Source organism: Bacteroides sp. RTP31139st1_H2_RTP31139_211217 (assembly GCF_040227615.1).
GTDB lineage: Bacteria > Bacteroidota > Bacteroidia > Bacteroidales > Bacteroidaceae > Bacteroides > Bacteroides uniformis.
This window is the reverse complement of the sequence record NZ_JBCNZM010000103.1, coordinates 1-16564: the sequence shown is the minus strand read 5'-3', so window position 1 is coordinate 16564 and position 16564 is coordinate 1. Positions and strand designations below refer to the sequence as shown.

10 protein-coding genes are annotated in these 16564 nt (G+C 51.3%); all 10 read left to right on the top strand.

Features of this window, described 5'->3' with window-relative positions:
• Positions 1-2002: BT4734/BF3469 family protein (locus ABUA47_RS16045; protein ID WP_349831759.1), on the top strand; the 2002-nt coding region annotated here is incomplete at its 5' end.
• A 229-nt stretch (positions 2003-2231) separates the two neighbouring features.
• Positions 2232-3398, top strand: a complete 1167-nt coding sequence (locus tag ABUA47_RS16040; RefSeq protein WP_034532683.1) for an exo-beta-N-acetylmuramidase NamZ domain-containing protein — start codon at positions 2232-2234, stop codon at positions 3396-3398.
• A 173-nt stretch (positions 3399-3571) separates the two neighbouring features.
• Positions 3572-5026 (top strand): sodium:solute symporter, encoded by a 1455-nt coding sequence (locus tag ABUA47_RS16035; protein ID WP_008662791.1) that lies wholly within the window; start codon positions 3572-3574, stop codon positions 5024-5026.
• Between the two features lie 15 nt (positions 5027-5041).
• Positions 5042-8164 (top strand): xanthan lyase, encoded by a 3123-nt coding sequence (locus ABUA47_RS16030; protein ID WP_035446994.1) that lies wholly within the window; start codon positions 5042-5044, stop codon positions 8162-8164.
• Between the two features lie 19 nt (positions 8165-8183).
• Positions 8184-10043: a PQQ-binding-like beta-propeller repeat protein gene (locus tag ABUA47_RS16025; protein WP_008662787.1), complete on the top strand. Its 1860-nt coding sequence runs from the start codon at positions 8184-8186 to the stop codon at positions 10041-10043.
• Positions 10044-10067: 24 nt separating this feature from the next.
• On the top strand, positions 10068-11528 hold the full coding sequence (locus ABUA47_RS16020) for a glycosyltransferase family 2 protein (RefSeq protein ID WP_009037755.1): 1461 nt from the start codon (positions 10068-10070) through the stop codon (positions 11526-11528).
• Position 11529: 1 nt separating this feature from the next.
• Positions 11530-12462, top strand: coding sequence for a DUF4922 domain-containing protein (locus ABUA47_RS16015; protein WP_005824968.1), 933 nt, complete (start codon positions 11530-11532; stop codon positions 12460-12462).
• Positions 12463-12503: 41 nt separating this feature from the next.
• Positions 12504-13823 carry a SpoIID/LytB domain-containing protein gene (locus ABUA47_RS16010; protein WP_349831757.1) on the top strand — a complete coding sequence of 440 codons (1320 nt, stop codon included), beginning with the start codon at positions 12504-12506 and terminating at the stop codon, positions 13821-13823.
• Between the two features lie 27 nt (positions 13824-13850).
• A complete protein-coding gene (locus ABUA47_RS16005; protein WP_005824972.1) occupies positions 13851-15173 on the top strand; it encodes an MFS transporter in 1323 nt (440 codons plus the stop codon).
• 48 nt (positions 15174-15221) lie between these two features.
• Entirely contained in the window at positions 15222-16463 is a 1242-nt protein-coding gene (locus ABUA47_RS16000) for an exo-beta-N-acetylmuramidase NamZ domain-containing protein (protein ID WP_005834674.1), read from the top strand.
• The last annotated feature ends 101 nt before the right edge of the window (positions 16464-16564 follow it).

The window sequence follows — 16564 nt, the reverse complement described above, 5'->3', positions numbered from 1 at the left end:
AGAGAACAAGACCGGATACATTACGGAGCTGCGTAGCATCATCCCGCATTTGAAAGGGACCAACGCCCGATATGAGCATATCGACAGACTGCCGCGTCTCTATCCCGCCGTAGAAATGACCCGCACCAAAGCAGGAGAACACCGGATAAAGACCTACAACGGGCTGGTACTACTGGAAGTAAACAATCTGGCCGGGGTGGCCGAAGCCGAACTGGTGAAACAACAAGCCGCCCTGCTGCCGCAAACCTTTGCCGCCTTCTGTGGCTCCAGCGGACGAAGCGCCAAAATATGGGTACGCTTCACCCTGCCCGACGGAGGGCTTCCAAAGAATGAAGACGATATCGCCTTATTCCACGCCCACGCCTACCGCCTGGCAGTGAAGTGCTACCAACCCCTTCTCCCTTTCCCCATCACCCTCCAGGCTCCTTCACTCCTACAAAGCTGCCGGATGACCGTGGACGAACAGCCCTATTATAGCCCCACCGCCGTGGCCTTCTGCCTGGAACAGCCCTGCGCCCTGCCCTCGGAAGACAACTACCGCCAACGGAAACAGCAGGAAAGCAATCCGTTGCTGAGAATGACTCCCGGCTACGAAGTGGCGGACACATGCAACCTGCTCTTCGAGGCCGCCCTCGACCGCGCCTTCCGCGATTTGGACAACTGGCGACGGGGCGACGACCTGCGCCCGCTGCTGTCCCGCCTTGCCGAACATTGCTTCAAAGCCGGCATTCCTGAAGAAGAAGCGGTGCGCCAGACACTGATGCACTACTACCGGGAGGCAGACGAACCCCTTGTACGCCTGACGCTGCATAACCTTTACGGGGAATTGAAAGGCTTCGGCACCCGCAGCAGCCTGAACAAAGACCAGGAAACTGCTTTCCGGCTGGAGGAGTTCATGAAACGCCGCTACGAATTCCGCTACAACACCGTGCTTGGCGACTTGGAATACCGACAGCGCGACTCCATCCACTTCTACTTCCAGCCTGCCGACCAGCGCGTACGCAGCAGCATCGCCATGAAGGCACTGAAAGAGGGAGTACGTGTGTGGGACCGCGACATCACCCGCTTCCTGTCTTCGGACTACGTGCCGCTATACAACCCCATCGAAGAATATCTCTATAACACCGGACGCTGGGACGGCAAAGACCGCATCCGCGCATTGGCCGACCTCGTGCCCTGCCACAATCCCCACTGGAGGGAACTGTTCTACCGGTGGTTTCTTGGCATGGTGGCACATTGGCGGGGAATCGACAAACAGCACGGCAACAACACCTCGCCCCTGCTCGTAGGTCCGCAAGGTTACCGCAAAAGTACTTTCTGCCGTATCCTATTGCCACCGGAACTGCGTTTCGGCTACACCGACAGTATCGACTTCAAGAGCAAGCAGGAAGCGGAGCGCAGCCTTGGCCGCTTTTTTCTGATTAACATCGACGAATTCGACCAGATAAACGCCAATCAGCAAGGCTTCTTGAAGCACCTCCTGCAAAAACCGGTTGCCAACCTGCGAAAGCCCTACGGTACCACTATTCAGGAAATGCGCCGCTATGCCTCCTTCATCGGGACCAGCAATCTGAAAGACCTGCTGACCGACCCGTCGGGAAGTCGCCGTTTCATCTGCATCGAAGTGACCGGTCCTATCCAGACAAACGTCACTATCAATTATCACCAGCTCTATGCCCAAGCCATGCACGACATCATGAAGGGTGAACGCTACTGGCTGGACGACACTGACGAAGCAATCGTAAAGGAGTACAACCGGGAATTCGAGCGGGTAGACCCATTGGAAGAACTTTTCCTTTGCCATTTCCGTGGCGCGGAGGAGAGCGAAGAAGGCGAATGGCTCACAGCCATGCAGATTTTCAACGACCTGCAACAGAAAACGAGGGATAAGTTGGCCATCAACCGGATAGCAGCTTTCGGGCGCACGCTCCGCAAGCTGGACATCCTCAACAAGAAATCGAACCGGGGAACACTTTATCATCTGGTAAGAATAGAAGAATGAACCGGCACTCCCACCGATTGTACCAAAGTGAGGGCAAACTTGGCCCTCACTCTTTTTATAAAAAGTATTTCCGTACGCAGTTGATGCAGTTCAACCATTATTAATAAGGTGAACAGTTGACTATTTGCAAATTATGATTGATAATACTAAAAATACCAAAATAAGTGTTTTTGATATTAAAATAAAACGTATCTTTGTTGCAAACAACGTCCTCCTTAATAATACTATTATGAAGAAACTGCTGCTTTTAGCCTTTGTGCTATGTAGTTCTTTACTGTGCCGGGCACAAGAAGAACGAGTTATTTTAGGTGATGAACAGACTTCCGAGTATTTTCCAATCCTAAAAGATAAACGAATTGCCATATTCTCCAATCATACTGGAATGATAGGAGACAAGCATCTGCTGGACATTCTGCTGGAAAACAAGTTCAATGTAGTAGCCATTTTCTCCCCTGAACACGGTTTCAGAGGAGATGCCGACGCAGGCGAACACGTGTCCAGCTCGGTAGACAAGAAGACCGGAGTACCTATCCTCTCGCTGTACGACGGGAAATCCGGAAAACCAAGCGAAGCATCCATGCGCAAGTTTGATATCCTTGTGGTAGACATCCAGGATGTAGGCCTGAGATTCTATACTTATTATGCCTCTATGTGCCGGCTGATGGACGCTTGTGCAGAATACAACCGCAAGGTGCTGATACTGGACCGCCCCAATCCGAACGGACACTACGTGGACGGCCCGATACTGGACATGAAATATAAATCCGGTGTAGGTTGGCTGCCGATTCCCGTGGTGCACGGCATGACGCTGGGCGAACTGGGCCTGATGGTAAACGGCGAACGCTGGTTGCCGGCGTCACGCACTTGCGACCTGACCGTCATTCCCTGCAAGAACTATACGCACCAGACCCTATACAAGCTGCCGATTCCCCCGTCCCCCAATCTGCCGAACATGAAGTCCATCTATCTGTACCCCTCGACCTGCTATTTCGAGGCCACTCCGGTCAGTCTGGGAAGAGGAACCGACCTCCCCTTCCAGGTCTACGGGCATCCCAACATGACGGGCTACAGCTACAGCTTCACCCCGCGCAGTGTTCCCGGAGCCAAGAATCCGCCCCAGCTGGGCAAGCTTTGCCACGGCGTGAACCTGAGCAACATGAGCGACGAGGAAATCTGGAAACGCGGTATTGACTTGAGTTACGTGATAGACGCTTACCGGAATCTGAACATGGACGACCACTTCTTCCGTTCCTTCTTCGAACTGTTGATAGGCACCGACTACGTGCGCAAAATGATAAAGGAAGGGAAGAGCGCCGAAGAAATCAAGGCAAGATGGAAAGACGACGTAGAGAAATTCAAGGTACAGCGCAAGCCCTATCTGCTCTACGAAGAATAAAGGGATGTACGATTTGACGATTTACGATTTACGATAAAAAAATGAACGTGAATTGGAAGAGAACGTCAGAGCGTACATAGGATAATCAAAGTCGTACATATCATCAAAAGAAGTAATTTCAATCGTAAATCGTAAATCATAAAATCGTAAATCATAAAATCGTAAATAACCTCATGACTCCACTATCCGTAATCATCACCATAGCCGCCTACTTCGCGATACTGTTCACGGTATCCTATATTGCAGGAAGGAAGGCAGACAACGCCGGCTTCTTTGTAGGTAACCGCAAGTCATCCTGGTATGTCGTGGCGTTCGCCATGGTCGGTTCCGCCATTTCAGGTGTGACCTATGTATCTGTACCCGGCATGGTTGCCGCCAGCAGCTTCGGCTATCTGCAAATGGTGTTGGGCTTCATTGCCGGACAGCTCATCATAGCCTATCTGCTGGTACCGCTATTCTACAAAATGAACCTGGTATCCATCTACGAATATCTGGAGAACCGTTTCGGCATGTCTTCCTACCGCACGGGTGCCTGGTTCTTCTTCATCTCCAAAATGCTCGGTGCCGCTGTCCGTCTGTTCCTCGTATGCCTGACGCTGCAACTGCTGGTATTCGAACCTTTCGGACTGCCTTTCCTGCTGAACGTGGCCATCACGGTGGCACTGGTCTGGTTGTACACTTTCCAGGGTGGCGTAAAGTCTCTTATCTGGACAGACTCTCTGAAGACATTCTGCTTGGTGGTGTCGGTCGTACTCTGCATCTGGTATATCGCTTCCGACCTCAATCTGTCATTTACCGGTATGGTAAGCACCATTGCCGACAGTGACATGTCCCGCATCTTCTTCTTCGACGATGTGAACAGCAAGCAGTACTTCTTCAAGCAGTTCCTCGCCGGTGCCTTCACCATGATTGCCATGACCGGGCTGGATCAAGACATGATGCAGCGCAACCTGAGCTGCAAGAACTTCAAGGACTCACAGAAGAACATGATTACCAGTGTCATTTCGCAGTTCTTCGTCATCCTGCTTTTCCTGATGCTGGGCGTGCTGCTCTACATCTTTGCCGCCAACCAGCAGATTGCGGTGGAGAAGAGTGACGAACTGTTCCCGCTGATTGCCACCGGCAACTATTTCCCTGCCATTGTGGGCATACTGTTCATCATCGGCCTGATTTCTTCTGCCTATTCAGCCGCAGGCTCGGCACTCACCGCGCTGACCACTTCCTTCACCGTAGACATTCTGGGAACGAAAGGCAAGTCGGAAGAGACGGTTGTGAAGATGCGCAAGAAAGTGCACATCGGCATGGCGGTTGTTATGGGAATCACCATTTTCGTATTCAATCTTCTGAACAACACCAGTGTCATCGATGCTGTATATATCCTGGCAAGCTATACCTACGGTCCTATCTTGGGTCTGTTTGCTTTCGGCATTTTCATGAAACAACAAGTGCGTGACAAGTACATCCCGCTGGTTGCCATCGCCTCCCCGGTTCTCTGCTTCATTCTGCAGAAAAATTCCGAAGCCTGGTTCGGAGGTTATCAATTCAGCTACGAGTTGCTGATTTTCAATGCACTGTTCACTTTCATCGGTCTCTGTCTGTTGATTAGGAAAGATAAAAAGAACAATTAACTTAATACATCATCTATGAACGTAAGACGTCAGTTTTTACTAAGTTTGCTTGCCGCCTCCCTCTTCCCCCAATGGGGAGGTGCGCAAGAACTTCCGACGGATGTCCGTCAGGAAATCGGGAAATTCCTGGATACCACCGCACGGAAAGAAGTTTCCGTAGGACGTATCAGCATCGACTCAGTGGCCGTGGAAGGAAATACGCTGCAACTGTTTGCCAACATGAACTGTGCCTATATTCCTTTCCGCGAGGACAATGTAGCCGAAATATACCAGGGCGTAAGTGCCCTGCTACCGGCGGAGTTTACCAAATACAAGCTGCAAATCCGTACCAACAAGCGCAGCATCGAAGAACTGGTTCCCCAAGTCCTGCGTAGTAAAAAAGACAAAAAGACGAAGACATTCAATCCCGTCGCTTCCAAGCCTTTAGTTACCGACATTTCCGCCCCCTACACCCCTACCAACGGCTTGCAGAACCGGCACATCGCCCTATGGCAAAGCCACGGCTGGTACTACGAGCCGAAACTCGACCGTTGGGAATGGCAGCGTGCACGTATCTTCCAGACCGTGGAAGACCTCTACACCCAAAGCTACGTATTGCCTTTCCTCGTGCCGATGCTGGAAAATGCCGGTGCCAACGTGCTGCTTCCCCGCGAACGCGATTGCCAGACGGCAGAAGTCATCGTAGACAATGACGGTTGCCTGACCGGCCGTTCCGTCTATACAGAAAATTCCGGTGACAAGCTCTGGAGCCAGGGAGCAGGACAAGGCTTCGCCCACCTGCGCCCCCAATACATAGACTTTGAGAATCCTTTCAAGGAAGGCACTTACCGCGCCATAGAAACCATCAAGAAAGGAAACGCAAGCACCGCCGAATGGATTCCCGAAATCCCTTCGACCGGACAATACGCCGTATACGTCTCTTACCAAACCTTGCCAAACAGCGCGGACGATGCCCTTTACACCGTCTATCACAAAGGCGGCACCACGCAGTTCAAGGTAAACCAGCAAATGGGAGGCGGCACCTGGATTTACCTCGGCACCTTCGGCTTCAATGCCGGTCGGAACAATGAATGCAAAGTCGTTCTGAGCAACCTTTCCTCCAAAGTAGGAAGAATCATCACCGCCGACGCCGTGAAGATTGGCGGCGGTATGGGGAACATCGCCCGCCGCATCTCCAACGAGGGCGCTACGGAAAACCTGAAAAGCTCCGACACCCGCAACCTGCAAAACACCCATACAGGCAACATCCAAGACCGTGTAACCTATTCTCCATTGTCCACTATCAATTATCAACTATCTAACTATCCCCGCTTCTGCGAAGCCGCCCGCTACTGGCTGCAATGGGCAGGCATACCGGACAGCGTATATTCAGAAAGCAACGGAAAGAACGACTATACGGATGACTATAAATGCCGTGGTATCTGGGTGAACTACCTTTCCGGAGGCTCTGCCGTGAATCCGACGGAGAGAGGGCTGAACATCCCCGTCAACATGGCCTTCGCCTTCCACTCCGATGCAGGAACTACACTGAACGATTCCATCATCGGGACACTCGGCATCTACCATACCAACGCCTACAATGAGAAGTTCGCCAACGGAGCATCACGCTATCTGAGCCACGACCTGACAGACTTGATTCAGTCCAACATCGTGCGCGACGTGCGTACCCTCTACGAACCTCAATGGACACGCCGTGGCAAATGGAACCAATCTTACTATGAGGCCCGTGTACCCCGCGTACCTACCATGCTGCTCGAACTGCTTTCCCATCAAAACTTTGCAGACATGCGCTACGGACTGGACCCACGTTTCCGTTTCACCGTAAGCCGCGCCATCTATAAAGGTATGTTGCAGTTCCTCTGCTCACAATACCACATGGATTATGTAGTGCAACCGTTACCGGTAGACCACATGGCCTTGCGCATGACCAGCGAGAACGAAGTGGAACTGACCTGGCAACCCGTAGCGGATGCGTTGGAACCGACTGCCGTAGCAGAGAAATACATTGTTTATACCCGTATCGGCGACGGGGATTTCGACAACGGAGTATTGGTGGACGGCAACAGTTACCGAACCACGCTCCCCGCCGGCATGGTATGCAGCTACAAGGTTACCGCTGTCAACAAGGGCGGTGAAAGTTTCCCTTCCGAAATTCTTTCTGCCGGACGAGCATTCAATTCCAAAGGTACCGTATTGGTGATAAACGGATTCGACCGTATCAGTGCCCCTGCCGACTTTACGGCACCCACCCCCGCCGACACCCTCCTTGCCGGATTTCTGGATGAGCAGGACCACGGGGTCCCCTATATCCGGGACATCAGCTACATTGGCAAGATGAAGGAATACCGCCGTTCCATTCCCTGGATGGACGACGACGCCTCCGGTTTCGGCGACAGTTATGGAAATTACGAGACCCAAGTCATCGCAGGAAATACGTTCGATTATCCTGCCATACATGGTGCCGCTATCCTGAAAGCGGGATATTCGTTTGTATCGTGTAGCAACGAAAGCCTCTCCCCCAACCCCTCCCCCGTAGGAAGGGGAGATAAAAATACTTCGGTAGATATGAAAGAGTATAGGTATGTGGACTTGATACTTGGGAAACAGTGCCAGACCAAGATGGGACGGGGAGGCGTAAAACCGTTGGAGTTCAAGACTTTCAGCAAACCGATGCAGGAGGCTATTGTGGCTTATTGTAAGCAAGGTGGAAATATCTTTGTTTCGGGCGCTTTTGTAGGAACGGATTTATGGGACAACCGCCTTGCAACTGCCGACGAAGCCGACAAGAAATTTGCGATGGAAGTACTGAAATATAAGTGGCGTGTGGGACAAGCGGCTACAATGGGTAAGGTGAAAAGCGTAGCTTCTCCGTTCCCCGCCCTTTCAGGAAACTATACCTATCACAATGAGCTGAATGCCGATTCGTATGTGGTGGAATCACCGGACGCCATTGAACCGGCAACCAAAGATGCACACACCGTGATGCGGTATTCTGAAAACAACCTGAGTGCCGGTGTGGCCTACCAGGGCGACTACAAGACTTTTGTATTGGGATTCCCTTTTGAATCCATACGTACTGATTCTGAAAGAGAGGCACTCATGAATGCTGTGCTGACATTCTTCAACGACAACAAATAATATCAACCAATCATCATCTATGAACAGAAGACTGTTAATAATTGTCCTGATGGCTTGCCTGCTCCCCCTGGGGATGCAGGCACAGCAAGGGACATTCCGTTTTGCCCAACTGACAGACATTCATCTGACCCCGAACAATCCGAATCCCACTGAGGACTTGCTGCGTTCCATAGCACAGATTAATGCCACCGACAGTATCGACTTTGTCCTGGTGACGGGCGACCTGACCGAAGAAGGCGACCGTGCCACCATGGAAAAAGTGAAATCGTGCCTTGACTTGCTGAAAGTACCCTACCACGTAGCCCTTGGCAACCATGAAACGAAATGGAGCGACTCCGGCTGCACCGCTTTCGGAGAAATCTTTGGCGGCGAACGCTTCGAGTTCGAGCATAAGGGATTCCTTTTCCTCGGCTTCAACTCCGGTCCGCTGATGCGTATGGCCTACGGGCATGTAGTGCCGCAAGATATCCGTTGGATGACGGAGGAAATGGAGAAAAATGGCAAAGACAAACCGGTGATACTTGTCACCCACTACCCGCTAATGGACGGGGATGTGGACAACTGGTATGAGGTGACGGATGCCGTCCGCCCTTACAACGTGCGCCTGTTTATCGGCGGGCATTATCACAGCAACCGGGATTTACGTTATGACGGCATTCCGGGCGTACTGATGCGCAGCAACCTGCGCGACAAAGAAGGAAAACCGGGTTATGGCATTTACGAAGTAACCAAAGACTCCATCCGTGTATACACGCAACGTATCGGCGAGCCTAAGAAGCAATGGGCTGCCTTCTCGCTGGCCGGGCAATATTACGACCGCAATGGAAAAGCGGAGAAATATCCCGACTTCTCGGTCAACAAGGAATATCTGAAAGTAAAGGAACAATGGATGGTACAGACGGGTGCAGGCATTTACTGCTCGCCCGCCGTAGAAAAAGATAAAGTGTTCGTAGGAGACGATATGGGACGGCTGACAGCCTACGCCCTGAAAAACGGCAAAAAGCTATGGAGCTTTGAATCCGGCAAACGTATTGTCGGTACTCCGGCCGTAAGCGAAGGTATCGTTGTATTCGGGTCTGCCGACCGCCACATCTACGGATTGAATGCCAAAGACGGCAACCTGCTCTGGACGGTAAGAGCTGCCGAACCGGTACTCGGAGCCGTGACCATCGCAGACGGTACCGCCTACATCGGTGCCAGTGATGCCACTTTCCGCGCCACAGACATCCATACAGGAAAAGTAATCTGGACCTACACCGGCGTGAAGGGCTACATCGAAACCAAGCCGTTGGTGACGGAAGACAAGGTCATCTTCGGCGCATGGGACAATACACTGTATGCCTTGAACAAGACTGACGGACGTGAGTTGTGGAAATGGACGGGCGGACTGACCCGCATGCACTTCTCTCCTGCCGCCGTATGGCCGGTAGCTGCCGACGGTAAAGTATTCATTACCGACCCGCAACGCGCCATGACCGCTATAGACATCCATACGGGCAATACCGTGTGGCGCACCTTCCAGTCCATGGTGCGCGAGACCATCGGACTTTCCGAAGACGGTGAACGTATCTATAGCAAAACGATGAACGACAGCATTGTTTGCTATGCAGCTCAAGGAGATACTCCGCGGGAGTTGTGGGCAACCAATGTAGGTTTCGGTTATGAGCATGCCCCCTCCATGCAAGTGGAAAAAGAGGGGGTAATGTTTGGCAGTACCAAAGAAGGACTTATCTTCGCACTGGAAGGAAAAACAGGCAAAGTACTGTGGAAACATAAAATAGGAAATTCACTCATCAGTACCGTAGTTCCGTTGAACGGCCACGAAGTTCTATTCACGGCAACCAGCGGGGAAGTGGGACTTCTGAGAATTAAAAATTGAGAATTAAAAATTAAAAGATATATCATGAATAAAATCAGTTGCTTTCTTCCCTACGCAGGAAAAGAACAAGTAGAAAAAACAGTGAATAGCCTACAGGCGACAGGACTTATAGAAGAAATCCGGTTAATCACGACCGATGCCACTCTGGAATCGCTCCCGGACTGCGAAATATTGTTTGTTGACATGCCCTACAGCAGTGCAACTCTCAAAGCTATTGCTAATGCAGCCAAGGGAGAATACACATTGCTTTATACCAAAGAGACTACGCTCGAAATGGGTATGTTTGCACTGGAACGTATGATACACATCCTTGAAGATTCAAGCGCCGGTATGGTATATGCCGACCACTACCAAATAGCAGACGGCAAGCAGAGCAACGCTCCGGTAATCGACTACCAATTCGGTTCCTTGAGGGATGACTTCAACTTTGGCTCCCTGCTCCTTTTCAACACCGAAAAACTAAAGGAAGCCGCCGGACACATGAAGTCTGACTACAACTTCGCCGGACTTTACGACCTGCGCTTGAAATTGAGCCAACATTCAGACTTGGTACATATCAACGAATACTTATACAGCGAGGTGGAAAACGATACCCGCAAGAGCGGCGAAAAGATTTTCGACTATGTAGACCCCAAAAACCGTGACCGCCAGATTGAGATGGAGCAGGCATGTACCGAACATCTGAAAGAAATCGGGGGATATCTGGCACCGGAGTTCAAGAAGATTGAGTTCTCTGCCGGTAACTTCGAATATGAGGCCTCCGTCATCATTCCGGTGCGCAACCGTATCCGTACCATCCGCGATGCCATCAAGTCGGTACTGATGCAGAAGACAGACTTCAAATATAATCTTATCATCATCGACAACCACTCCACAGACGGCACAACGGAGGCCATCGACGAATTCAAGGACGACGAACGCCTCATCCATATCGTCCCCGAACGCAACGACCTCGGTATCGGCGGTTGCTGGAATGTAGGTGTACACCACCCCAAGTGTGGCAAGTTTGCCGTGCAGCTGGACAGCGATGACGTATACAAAGACGAAAACACACTCGCCATCATGGTACGCGCCTTCTACGAACAGAACTGCGCCATGGTGGTAGGCACCTATATGATGACGGACTTCAACATGAACATGATTGCTCCGGGCATCATCGACCACAAGGAATGGACTCCGGCAAACGGACGCAACAACGCCCTCCGCATCAACGGTCTGGGTGCCCCGCGCGCCTTCTATACCCCGGTACTGCGCGAAGTGAAAGTACCCAATACCAGCTATGGCGAAGACTATGCACTGGGACTGAACTTCTCCCGCCAGTACCAGATAGGACGCGTGTACGACGTGGTCTACCTCTGCCGCCGCTGGGACGACAACTCCGATGCCTCACTGGACATCGTGAAAATGAACGGACACAACCTCTACAAAGACCGCATCCGTACCTGGGAACTTCAGGCACGCATAGCGATGAACAAAAACAAGTGATATGAATCAAACGATACACCATCTTCTGACTGGACAATTGGCATCCTGGGAGACGGCACGCAACAACTATGCCGCCCTCTCCGGTGTGCGGGTGAAAGAGCTGAATGTAAACGGGATACTTTATAAGGTACAGTTCAACCCCGCACGCATCGTTTCCTCCGGTGCCAAAGTGGATGCCAAGTCCATCCTGGAACGGAAATGCTTTCTGTGCCCGGCCAATTTGCCGCCGGTACAGAAAGGTATCCCGTTCGGAGGACACTACAATATTCTGGTGAATCCGTTCCCCATCTTCCCCCGCCACCTGACAGTACCGGAACTGGCACATACCCCTCAACGCATAGCCACCCGCTTCACCGACATGCTGGAGCTGGCCGAGGCGCTGACGGATTACACCATCTTCTACAACGGTCCCAAATGTGGTGCTTCCGCCCCCGACCATGCTCATTTCCAGGCAGGAAACAAAGGGTTCATGCCTATTGAAAAGGACTGGCGCGGACAGACTGCCGGGAAAATAGCCGATTATAGGAAAGCAGCACTGTGGTATCTTGACGACGCTCCCCGTGCCACACTTGTGATTGAATCCACCTCCAAAGAGGACGCGGCAGACTTGTTCGACATCATTTACCGTTCTCTGGACGTGAAACCCGAAGAAGACGAGCCGATGATGAACGTACTGGTCCTATACGAGGCCGACCGTTGGGTGGTCTTTGTCTTCCCGCGCGAGAAACACCGCCCCGCCTGCTATACTGCCGAAGGAGAAGCCAATCTGTTGAGCAGCCCGGCATCCGTCGACTTGGGAGGTGTCTTTATCACCCCCGTAGAAAAGGATTTCTTGAAAATCACTGCGGAAGACGTGGCGCAGATATTAAGTGAAGTATGCCTCTCTGCCACAGATTTCCACAAGGTACGGCAGCGTATCAGGGAAAAAATATGACTTCTGAAATCCAAGAACTCTAATTTTAAAGAAATACCATTATGAAAGAGCCCAAAGTACAAGTAGGCAGTCTGTTTGAACCGCAGATAGAATTCGTTTTGCTGAATCCGTATCGCATGGACGGAACGGAAGTCAGCGGCAAGCAGGTAGTGACCTACGACGAAGGCAAGATTCTCTGGAATGGACGCCGGTATGACGAACTGCTGTTTGAACCGCAACACGAGCAGACCGATGCCTTCGAACTATTGGACGTTACCATCGGCATCAATTTCCATTGGGAGCGCAAGGAAGACCAGCGTTTTCTGGGTGCTCTCAAAATCATCGTTGAGAATGGAAAGCTCACCGGCATCAACGTCATCCATGTAGAAGATTATCTGACCAGCGTCATCTCCTCCGAGATGAGTGCCACCGCTTCTCTGGAGCTGCTCAAGGCACACGCTGTCATCTCCCGAAGCTGGCTACTGGCACAAATACAAAAGAATAAGGAAATCACCGAAGCCCAAGCTAACTACTCGGCCTTTACGCAGACCGACGAAGAGCTGATTCGCTGGTACGACCGAGAAGACCACACACGTTTCGATGTATGCGCCGACGACCATTGTCAACGCTACCAGGGCATTACACGTGCCTCTACCGATATTGTGAAACAAGCCATCTCCGCTACCCGCGGCCAGGTACTGACATCTGATGGTAAGATTTGCGACGCCCGTTTCTCCAAATGCTGCGGCGGTGCTTTCGAGGAGTTCCAATACTGCTGGGAAGACATCAAATACCCCTATCTTGCCCAACAACGAGACAGCAAAACGCACGCCACACTGCCCGATTTGACGCAGGAAGTCGAAGCGGACCGCTGGATTCGTACCTCCCCCGAAGCATTCTGCAACACCACCGACAAGAAAATCCTCTCGCAGGTACTCAATAACTATGACCAGGAGACTACGGACTTCTATCGCTGGAAAGTGGAATATACCCAGGAAGAGCTTTCAGCCCTCATTCTGAAACGTTCAGGCATTGACTACGGACAAATCATCGACCTTATCCCCATAGCCCGCGGAACCAGCGGACGCCTCTGGAAACTGAAGATTGTGGGAACCAAACGCACACTCACCATCGGCAAGGAACTGGAAATCCGCCGCACGCTCTCCACTTCACACCTCTACAGCTCTGCCTTCGTGGTAGACAAAGAGGAGTTGTCCGCCGAAGGCATTCCCGGACGCTTCATCCTCACCGGTGCCGGTTGGGGGCATGGTGTGGGACTTTGCCAAATAGGTGCAGCCGTGATGGGCGAGCAAGGGTATAAGTATGATGCAATACTGTTGCACTACTATATAGGTGCCAGCATTGACAAGCTGTATGAATAATCGAATAGAACACAATAAATCAATATCATGAACCATACAAAAAACATATCGCCATGGGCATGGGTACCCACCTTGTACTTTGCACAAGGCATTCCATATTTTATCGTAAACAACATCTCCGTGATGATGTTTACCAAAATGGGCGTACCGAACGGAGAAATGGCCTTGTTCACAAGCCTGCTCTATCTGCCATGGACTATCAAACCCTTCTGGAGCCCGTTTGTCGACATCATCAAGACCAAAAGATGGTGGACCCTTTCCATGCAGATTCTGATGTCTGTGGCATTCATCCTGCTGACGCTGTCCATTCCACGGCCGGACGAGGCGACTATGGCGGCCGGAACAACCCCCATCAGCATGTTCAGCATCACGCTGATGCTGTTCATCATCACGGCTTTTGCCTCTGCCACACACGACATTGCCGCCGACGGCTTCTACATGCTGGCACTGAAACAGAGTGACCAGGCAGCCTTCGTTGGCATCCGAAGCACGTTTTACCGGCTCGCCTCTATCTTCGGACAAGGCGTGCTCGTAGCCATTGCCGGCGCCATCGAACTGAGAACCGAAAACATTCCGCTGTCATGGACCATCACGATGCTGGTTACAGCCGTTCTGTTCAGCCTGGTGACGTTCTATCACCTCTTTGCAGTCCCCAAACCCACCTCAGATAAGTCAACACTGGCTGCCGATGCCGCCACTGCAGGAGCTATATTCAGAGAATTCGGACGAACATTCGCCACCTATTTTACCAAACCGGGCGCATTGCTGGCCATCGTGTTCATGTTGCTGTACCGCCTGCCTGAAGCATTCCTCATCAAAATGTGTATGCCTTTCCTGGTTGCCTCCAAAGAATCGGGAGGTCTGGAACTATCGACAGCAGAAGTAGGTATCGTATACGGCACCATCGGAGTCATATTCCTCACCCTGGGCGGTATCCTCGGAGGATTGTTCGCATCACGCATTGGCTTGAAAAAATCCATCTGGTGGATGGCAGGATGCATGACTCTGCCATGCCTGACGTTTGTCTATCTTGCCATTGCCCAGCCCGACAATCTGTTTGCTATCTCAACCGCCATCGCCATCGAGCAATTTGGCTACGGCTTCGGTTTCACGGCCTACATGCTCTACATGATGTACTTCTCCGAAGGTGAATTCAAAACATCCCACTATGCCATCTGTACCGCATTCATGGCACTAAGCATGATGATACCAGGTATGTTTGCGGGATATATCCAGGAGGCTATCGGATATACGGACTTCTTCTGGTTGGTAATGATATGCTGTTTCGCCACGGTTGTTGTCACCATTTTTGCAGACAGAAGGATAGACCCGGAATATGGAAAAAAATGATTAATGGTTAATGATTAATGTTTTGTGAGTAATATTTAGTGATTGGTTATGAAGAGGACTATTATTATATCCTTGCTCTGCCTCCTTTGCGGAGGTGCGATGCAAGCACAGAAGATCAGAATAAAGACCGGTATCGAGGTACTGAAAGAACAGAATTTCCGATGCCTGGAAGGTAAGCGTGTAGGATTGATTACCAACCCGACGGGGGTGGACAACCGGATGAGGTCCACCATTGACATCCTGCACGAGGCGCCCAACGTGAACCTTGTGGCACTCTACGGCCCCGAACACGGCGTGCGCGGCGATGTGCACGCAGGCGACCATGTGACGGACATCAAAGACGCGACTACCGGACTGCCCGTCTATTCGCTTTACGGAAAGACCCGCAAGGCCACGCCGGACATGCTGAAAGATGTGGATGTATTAGTGTATGATATCCAAGACATCGGTTGCCGTTCCTTTACCTACATCAGCACCATGGGACTGGCCATGGAAGCCGCTGCCGAAAACGGCAAGGAATTCATTGTGCTGGACCGGCCCAATCCCGTAGGCGGATTGAAGATTGAAGGCAACTTGGTTGAAGATGATTGCATTTCTTTTGTAAGCCAGTTTAAAATTCCGTACCTTTACGCCCTCACTTGCGGTGAGCTGGCACTGATGCTCAATGGCGAGAAGATGTTGAAGGATGGGGAACAATGTAATCTCCACATAGTGAAGATGAAAGGCTGGAAACGCAAGATGGATTATACCCAAACCGGACTGCAATGGGTTCCCTCCTCTCCACACATTCCACATCCTCATTCTGCATTCTTCTACCCCGTCAGCGGCATTCTGGGCGAACTAGGATATATGTCTATCGGCGTGGGGTATACCATTCCGTTCCAGATGTTTGCCGCACCATGGATGGAAGCGGAAAAGCTGGCCGGAAACCTGAACCGTCTGAACGTACCGGGGGTCATCTTCAGACCGATGTACCTAAAGCCGTTCTATAGTGTAGGCAAAGGCGAGTTGCTGCAAGGTGTGCAAGTGCACATCATGGATTTCGGCAAAGCACCGTTGAGCGACCTGCAATTCCTGGTCATGCAGGAAGTCGCCGCCCTCTATCCTGACCGTGCCGTGTTTGACCATGCCGACAAGGGACGTTTCAACATGTTCGACAAAGTAAGCGGTTCGCGGCAGATACGCGAGCGCTTCTCGAAACGGAACCGTTGGGAGGACATACGCGACTACTGGTATAAAGATGCCGAAGACTTCCGTAAGTTGTCGAAAAAGTATTATTTATATAAATAAATTTACAGATAAATAAGGAAGGGAAAAGTGTCTTATCCTGATATAGGTAGACACATTTACAAACTAATAAATGTGTTACTATTATGACTTCAAAACGAAAG

Excerpts from the sequence above, each read along its gene's own strand:
- ABUA47_RS16040 (WP_034532683.1), top strand. The coding sequence starts at position 2,232 with ATGAAGAAACTGCTGCTTTTAGCCTTTGTGCTATGTAGTTCTTTACTG.
- ABUA47_RS16035 (WP_008662791.1), top strand. The coding sequence starts at position 3,572 with ATGACTCCACTATCCGTAATCATCACCATAGCCGCCTACTTCGCGATA.
- ABUA47_RS16030 (WP_035446994.1), top strand. The coding sequence starts at position 5,042 with ATGAACGTAAGACGTCAGTTTTTACTAAGTTTGCTTGCCGCCTCCCTC.
- ABUA47_RS16025 (WP_008662787.1), top strand. The coding sequence starts at position 8,184 with ATGAACAGAAGACTGTTAATAATTGTCCTGATGGCTTGCCTGCTCCCC.
- ABUA47_RS16020 (WP_009037755.1), top strand. The coding sequence starts at position 10,068 with ATGAATAAAATCAGTTGCTTTCTTCCCTACGCAGGAAAAGAACAAGTA.
- ABUA47_RS16015 (WP_005824968.1), top strand. The coding sequence starts at position 11,530 with ATGAATCAAACGATACACCATCTTCTGACTGGACAATTGGCATCCTGG.
- ABUA47_RS16010 (WP_349831757.1), top strand. The coding sequence starts at position 12,504 with ATGAAAGAGCCCAAAGTACAAGTAGGCAGTCTGTTTGAACCGCAGATA.
- ABUA47_RS16005 (WP_005824972.1), top strand. The coding sequence starts at position 13,851 with ATGAACCATACAAAAAACATATCGCCATGGGCATGGGTACCCACCTTG.
- ABUA47_RS16000 (WP_005834674.1), top strand. The coding sequence starts at position 15,222 with ATGAAGAGGACTATTATTATATCCTTGCTCTGCCTCCTTTGCGGAGGT.